The 7,219-nt window shown below is 43.4% G+C and carries 6 protein-coding genes; 2 read left to right on the top strand and 4 right to left on the bottom strand.

Going from position 1 to position 7,219, the window contains the following annotated elements:
- The 4 genes from HP456_RS17285 to HP456_RS17270 form a co-directional block, all read right to left on the bottom strand.
- Window positions 1–828, bottom strand: an 828-nt coding sequence (locus tag HP456_RS17285; protein ID WP_172253411.1) for an EamA family transporter, incomplete at its 3' end; no start/stop codon positions are given.
- A gap of 92 nt (window positions 829–920) precedes the next feature.
- Window positions 921–1,622, bottom strand: a complete 702-nt coding sequence (locus HP456_RS17280; protein WP_172253410.1) for a helix-turn-helix transcriptional regulator — start codon at window positions 1,620–1,622, stop codon at window positions 921–923.
- A 49-nt stretch (window positions 1,623–1,671) separates the two neighbouring features.
- A complete protein-coding gene (locus HP456_RS25535) occupies window positions 1,672–3,405 on the bottom strand; it encodes a phosphotransferase family protein (protein WP_172253409.1) in 1,734 nt (577 codons plus the stop codon).
- A gap of 300 nt (window positions 3,406–3,705) precedes the next feature.
- Window positions 3,706–4,281 carry a DUF4256 domain-containing protein gene (locus HP456_RS17270; protein ID WP_172253408.1) on the bottom strand — a complete coding sequence of 192 codons (576 nt, stop codon included), beginning with the start codon at window positions 4,279–4,281 and terminating at the stop codon, window positions 3,706–3,708.
- 421 nt (window positions 4,282–4,702) lie between these two features.
- On the opposite strand from HP456_RS17270, the gene HP456_RS17265 reads away from it, so the two are divergent.
- Together HP456_RS17265 and HP456_RS17260 are read left to right on the top strand one after the other, a co-directional pair.
- A complete protein-coding gene (locus HP456_RS17265; protein ID WP_172253407.1) occupies window positions 4,703–6,112 on the top strand; it encodes a spore germination protein in 1,410 nt (469 codons plus the stop codon).
- 30 nt (window positions 6,113–6,142) lie between these two features.
- Window positions 6,143–7,219, top strand: a 1,077-nt coding sequence (locus HP456_RS17260; protein WP_172253406.1) for a GerAB/ArcD/ProY family transporter, incomplete at its 3' end; no start/stop codon positions are given.

Here is a 7,219-nt window from a genome sequence, read left to right as displayed (position 1 = left end):
AATGCCGATCCCGAGCATCAACAGAATAATTCCCATCCAGGAAATGATGCTTAAATATTCGCCTACTATGAACACTCCCAACAGCGCTGCCGTCAATGGTTCGGCTAATGCAAGAGTAACGGCCGTTGAAGAAGAAACATGGATCAGCCCCATCGCAAACAGTAAATATGCGATCCCGGTTGCCAATATTCCTAGGTGAAGGCTTACCCCCAAACCACGTAAACCCGTAATCCAGGACATATCATAAATGAATAAAAACGGCGATAAGCAGATGGCGCTGAGAGTAAATACGACGGCAACCACCGATAACGCTGAGTATGTTTCAACTAATTCTCTGCTCACCAGTGTATAAATGGCAAAAGATAAACCAGCCCCCAAGGCCATCAAGAGGCCTATCGGATCGACATGGACGGACTCGTTATTCACAAACAGCAGCAGACAGCCTGAGATCGACAGAAATGTTGAGCACCACCAAATAAGGACCGGGCGTTTCTTTAAAAAAATCCACTCAATGACCCCTGATAGGATTGGGGCGCTCCCAATGGCTACAACTGTTCCAATCGCTACTCCTGTAAGGGTAACGGCAGAGAAAAATAATGGTTGATAGAATGCCATACTCAGAGAAGCCATTATCGTAGTCTTTACCGGCCAATTAGTAAAGTTCAATTTACCTGCTGCCAGGACAACCCCTAACAAAAATAGTCCCCCTACTGCTAAGCGGGCAGCCCCAATCGAGATTGGATGTGCCGATTCCGGTGCAAACACCTGGGCTGTACCAGTGGTTCCCCAAAGGATGCCTGCAACTAAAATTAAAATTGGGCCTTTCATTCTGCTCACCTCAACAAAAATAATAAAAGGAATATCTATACTCAGCATAGAAAACTTCATCGAAATTTTCTTTACCAAGTTTGATATCCCTTTTATCCTTTTTTAAGCAGTCTATATTGTTGCGGCGATATGCCTTTACATCTCACAAACCATCTCGTAAAGGATGAAGAATTCTCAAACCCTACTTCTTCACTGATCCTCGTCATGGACCATCCTGTCGACAGTAACAGATGTTTAGCCTCATTCAAACGCAGTTCCGAAATATATGCTTTTGGGCTTTTGCCGTATTTTTTCTTAAACCATCCAGAGTAATACGATGGATGATAATGCTCGATTTCCGCTAATGTTTCTAATCTGATCGGCTCTTTAAAATGTTTGCGTATATAGTCAACAGAAGGAGAGTGAGAGTGATGAAGTTTGGTCGATACATATCTGGCCAAACTCATTAAGGACGTTCTATTTTCCGGACTCTTCGCTTCTTCCAGCAGCAAATAGCGGATCGAATTCCATTGATCATCCAACTGCACATACATGCTGCTTGAATCAAGCGGTAAATAGTGCGTCGGAATATCTAAGATCAGGAATTCGTTCCTCTCTACGGATCGGTAGTGATGATCAAACTTGGGAGGAAGATAGAAACAGTGATCCGGATTAAGTTTTAGTTCTTGCCCCTCCGTTTGGATATCCAGGGATCCCTGCAATGGAAAAAGAAATTGGCCAAACTCATGCTGGTGAGAATGAAACTCTTTCGAATAGGATCTCTTTTCACAAGTTACTTGGTTGATGTGTTCCACCACACTCTGCCTCCTTCCTGCTTAGAATCATGCGGGCATGTTCCGCTGCTCACGAAAATTGGGTCAACGTACCTGTCCCCCTGTCCCACTCACATCTAAATTCTGCAAGGGACTGCTGACGCTTCTCCCGATGATCACTGACCGCTTTCAATGCGACTTGATATAATTCCTCGCTCAGCCGCCACTTGTCAAGAGAGCGGTCTTTTTCCCCGCCAAACAGGGCAAAGGCGGCTGCTCCCATCAGGTACACATTCGTGATTTCGTCAATCGCTGCACCCCGTGTGAATTCCTCCGGCGACATAAAGCGTGATGATCCCCACATCCTGCCGATTTTATTGATATAGGGCGTTTTGGAATAGAGGTCGATATCGCAGATAAGGGTCTTCTCCGTTTGAAAATCATGCAGAATGCTGCCGTCATAAAAATCGACGGCTACATACCCCTGCTTGATTACGTGAATGTGAAACTCCAGGATGTCGTGGAATACATCCAGTCTTTTGGTGTCCGGCATCTGCAAAAATTTCTCCCTGGACAGCGGATACATTTTTCCCATACACTCACCGTCAGTCCATTCAAAAAAGGCGGCAAATCCTCCTCCGACTTCTTCCGTTCGAATCAACTTGATCAAATGAGGGTGCGCCAAATCCTGATAAACTTGAACGGCAGCTTTAAGTCCCGCAATGGCATCTTCAGGTTTGCCGGCATATCGCACTGTCGGTGCACCGGCAAATTTAATAAAATATTTCCTGTCACCGTTCTTTACACCGAAGCAGATATTGCCTGAATCCTGATCGTCAAAGACCTTGAAGACTTCCCCGTATTCCCCGATGAACGAGAAGTCGAAAGGAGATGATAATGTGTAAGGAATTTGATTGATGTACTGAAGATAGAAGTCCTCCAAATACCAAGTCGGTACCGGGTTATCCATGCCGTCAAACCAGCGCATCACTTCCTTTGCCTGATCCATCATGACACCCACCTCTTCCTCACCGAAAGAGACGGCCCAAGGGACCGATGACAGCATATTGCTGCTTATGTAAAACGCCATAAGCTTGAAGAATTCCTCCGGCGGCCTGCCGTTAAAATAGCCGTTGAGCTGGCCGGTGGCAAAATGCGGGCTGACAGAAGCACTCCACACAATGCGATTGAACTCTTCCCACGGATCACCAAAGTCATGGCGGTTGAAGTCGATTATGGAGAGTTTCCTTTTCGGCGAAATGACCATATTCCCCACGTGATAATCCCCGTGATGAAATGATTGCGGTCTGTCTCGAAGAAGATGCCTGTTCGCCTCTATAAAGGCAATAATTCGATCTCCGTTCTCTATTTTGATATCGCAGTCATTGTATTGCTTAATCTTGCTGTCCGCTTTCCGATTGAATTTCCTTTCCCAATCCCCTTGATCAACCGGCGCAGGAATCGAGTGGATTTCCCTCAGGACCCGGCCTGACGTCAGCCCCAGCTCATATTGCTCGGTATCGGTCAATTTAGGTAAAATAATCTCAGCGTCTTCGCCATCACACCACGTATAAAGGGTATAAACACTGTTGCCACTGTCACACATACCAAAATCAATCGGCTCCGAGATGGGAAGACCCCTTCCGGATAACCGTTTCATCATCTCAAACTCGTTCTTCTTCATCTTGTACTCTGAATGATCGGCCGTGCGAAGCAGCAGCTTTTCGCCCGTGACCGTTTCAATATAATATTTCTTGTCACTCGACCACCCCTTCGTGATCGGTTTGATTGTTTCGAATATATGCTCGTTTTTTATACCAAGCATCGCTGCACCTCCTGAGAGCGACAGGGACAGGTTTTTGCCGCCCTGATAATATAGAGAAAATCGGGTATTAACCGCTGAATGGCAGGTCCGATCCACCCCTAATCCCCTGTCAGTTTACTAGTTTCATAACCCTTATTTTACCAGCAGATGATTCATAAAGATATAGAGTTGATGGTATATCGCAGCGCTATTTTCACAAATAAAAACTCAGTCCATTTGAACTGAGTTTCGAGCATGATTGTATGTACGATTCTGCACCCGAAAGTGGACTGGTGATTCATTCTCAAATTCAAGTTTCGGTTAGACCATCAGCGTTCCGCGAAAACCTCTGGCACCATAGTAGGAATCGGCTCCGTTATGATACACGAAGACGTGACCGAATCGGTAATCGCAAAAAAGTGCCCCGCCAAGTTCCCTGATATCAGTTGGTGTCTGCACCCAGCTCGATGTTTTCTTATCGAAAGGACCGAACTTCTGCAGCTGTCGATATTGTTCTTCCGTCAACATTTCGATACCCATGGAAGCGGCCATATCCATGGCACTGGTTTCAGGTTTATGTTTTTTTCGAGATTCCAGCGCTTCACGGTCGTAACAAACACTTCTGCGGCCTTTTGGACTTTCAGCTGAACAATCACAAAACATGTACTTGTCCTTCTTTTTATCAAATCCTATAACGTCCGGTTCCCCGCCGGTTCTTTCCATCTCATTAAGCGACCACAGTATTTCCGCATCCAGCTTCTCTTCCACTTTCGACCACTCAAGCCCTTCATGACGATTCATGTTTTTCTCAAACCTTGCTTTTAATACGGTAATCAATTCTTCACGTTGTTCTTGTGACAACTCTTTATTTTCGCTGATTATATTATCTGTTGTCATGTTCGTGCCCTCCTCATTGTTTTACCTATTTGTTTTATTCCATATTTACATCCTGAAACCCTTCTTCTGAAAGGTACTTTCTCACTTCGGCAGTCGAATCCCTGGCTTTGAAGCTCTTTCTCGAGCATTAAAGGATCCTAACTCACACACTGCGATCATCCGTCTTCTACGAAATAAGTTTTCTTTAATGACGTGAACTTATTCATACTATACCTTCCAATGGCTGAATGACATGGATGTACTTCCTTCCCTGAACAAAAATTATTTAATTATAAAAAACACTTTCAATATACATACTCCCAGTCCTGTTTGGAGGTTTTATCACTGCGAATTCCCCAACAGATTATGCTCCGGTCCAACATATTTTCACCTTAATATACAAAGAATAATGTAAACCATTCATTTAACAGCAGGTGAATACATGATGATTTCTACAAAAAAACTGTCAAAGACTATGGAAGAGAACGTTGAAACGGTGAAGTCTGCCTTTCATGAAACGGCGGACCTGAAAGAAAGGAGTCTACTTTATAATCAGACTTCTTGCAAACTTATTTATATAGATTCACTAGTGGATAAAAAACTAATTGAAAGAAATGTGATTGAACCCCTCTTGGATTGTAAAACAGAAGCACCCCCGGAATTGGTAGTGAAAAATGCGGAATATAAAAAATCAGCGGATTTGGAAGTCACATTGAAAAGCCTTCTGGAGGGGAGCTGCGCCTTGTTTACAGAAGGCGAAAATACTGTTTTATTGCTGCCGGCAGCTGCTGGTGAGGATAGAGCTATTCAGGAACCGGAAAATGAGCACATCATTAAAGGGGCTCATGACGGTTTTTCAGAGAATGTCAATAAAAACATCTTTCTACTCAGACGCAGAGTTAAAAACCCTTCTCTTCGGGTAAAAACTTTTTCCCTGGGTTCCAATACCAATACCAACGTATCGCTACTCTATATTGATGATCTTGTAGACCGCGGGCCATTAGATGTCTTATTAAAAAGGATAGAGGCGGTGGATGTACAAGAACTGCAATCAGCCGGGGAACTTGAAGAATTAATTGAAGACAATAGTTATTCTTTATTTCCTCAAATGCTGTCGACAGAAAGACCGGATAGAGCAGTATCCTATTTATTAGAAGGAAAGTCAGTTCTGATTGTGGATGGAACTCCGCATGTGCTGATATCACCGATAACATTTTTCAGTTTTTATCAGTCTCCTGATGACTATAACAGCCGATGGGTAGTTGGCTCCTTCTTCCGGCTCATCCGCATATTCAGTTTTTTAATGGCACTAAGCCTGCCTGCTATCTATATTGCTGTGGTATCGTTCCATTCAGAAGTGCTGCCCTTGGGAATTCTTTATGCGATCAGAGTGCAGATTGAATATATTCCGCTTCCTCCATTAGTTGAAGCGATCACCATGCAGCTTGTGCTTGAACTCCTGAAAGAGGCTGCCATCCGCCTGCCTTCTCCAATTGCGCAGACAATAGGTATTGTCGGCGGTCTGGTCATTGGTACTGCAGTAGTGGAAGCAGGTTTCGTCTCGAACACGATGATTGTTGTCATTGCTCTCACTGCTATTGCCTCTTTTGTAGCACCTGTCAACCAAATGGGAACCGGTGCCAGGATAATGACATTTCCGATCATACTGGCTGCCAACTTTTTTGGATTCTTAGGAATCGTTCTTGCTCTAACAGTCTTATTGATTCATCTATGCAAGTTGGAGTCTTTCGGAAAACCCTATCTGGAACCTGTAGCCCCAATACACATCAAGGGGATTAAGGATTCATTTATAAAAGCCAAAAAGAAAAATAACGCCTTAAAACAAACCTAGTAACCTCGACAGGAAAGTGTGGAATCGTCTATGTCAAAGGCAGGGTCCCTAACAACCTTACAGATTTTCTTTCTCATTATACAAACCCAAGTGGGATTTGGTATTCTTTCACTCCCAAACACCTTACAAAGCACAAGTAATGGAGACGGCTGGATTTCAGTTATTGTCGCAGGAGTGCTTGTTCAGATATTCTTAGTCCTTATATGGCTTTTATTAAAGAGATTTCCACGTTTGACCTATACTGAGATCACCCTTTCCATACTGGGGAAATATCTTGGCAGCTTTATAAACAGTATCATTTTCATCTACTTTATCACGATTGCATCTTTTGTATTGCTGCAGTTTACATCCATCACCAAAGAACATCTCTTGATTAACACTCCCTATTGGGTAATAGGTCTCTTAATGATTTTGACCTGTACATATCTGGCCGTCAGTGACATTAGAATCATTGCAAGGTTCTTTGTACTTACATCCGTTCTTTTCCTATTCTTATTTGGAATCTCCTTTTTTTCCTTTCTTCTGCCTATGGACCTCCATCATGTTCTTCCAATAGGAAGCAGCGGCATAAGAGAAATTATGAATGGGAGTCTGGATAGTCTGCTAACCATTTTAGGTTTTGAAGCGATCCTGTTCTTATATCCGCTGGCCTCCAAAAAGGGGGCTGCGTTCTTAAAGGTCATTACTTGGGCTAATGTCTTCGTAACGGGGTTGACTGCATATTTTGTCATACTTTGCATCATGATTTTCAGCGGACCCGCATTGAAACAAATTCATTATCCCGTAATTTACTTTTTGCGCCCGCTTCATTTTCAAATGGTGGATCGTCTCGATTTACTGTTTGTCTCGATTTGGATTGTCCCGCTGGCCGCATCAATTATCATTTACTTATATTTGGCGAGTAAGAGCCTGACGTTTATCAAAGTCAAGCCTTCTAAGCTGATTGTTTTGAATAGTGCAGTGGTTTTCACACTTTTTGCGATTGCAAAGAAAGATCCTGTTTCTCTGGAGCGATATTCCACCTTTGTAGAATACTTAAGCTATGGAGTTGTATTTGCTTTTCCTTGCATGCTGCTATTGTTAACGTACATATTTAAAAAGCGGGGG

Origin of the sequence: Bacillus haikouensis, assembly GCF_013179555.1 — a bacterium.
In the GTDB taxonomy this organism is placed as follows: domain Bacteria; phylum Bacillota; class Bacilli; order Bacillales; family Bacillaceae_B; genus Rossellomorea; species Rossellomorea haikouensis_A.
Note: the sequence above shows the minus strand (reverse complement) of the source record. Positions and strands in the feature narration are given on the sequence as shown.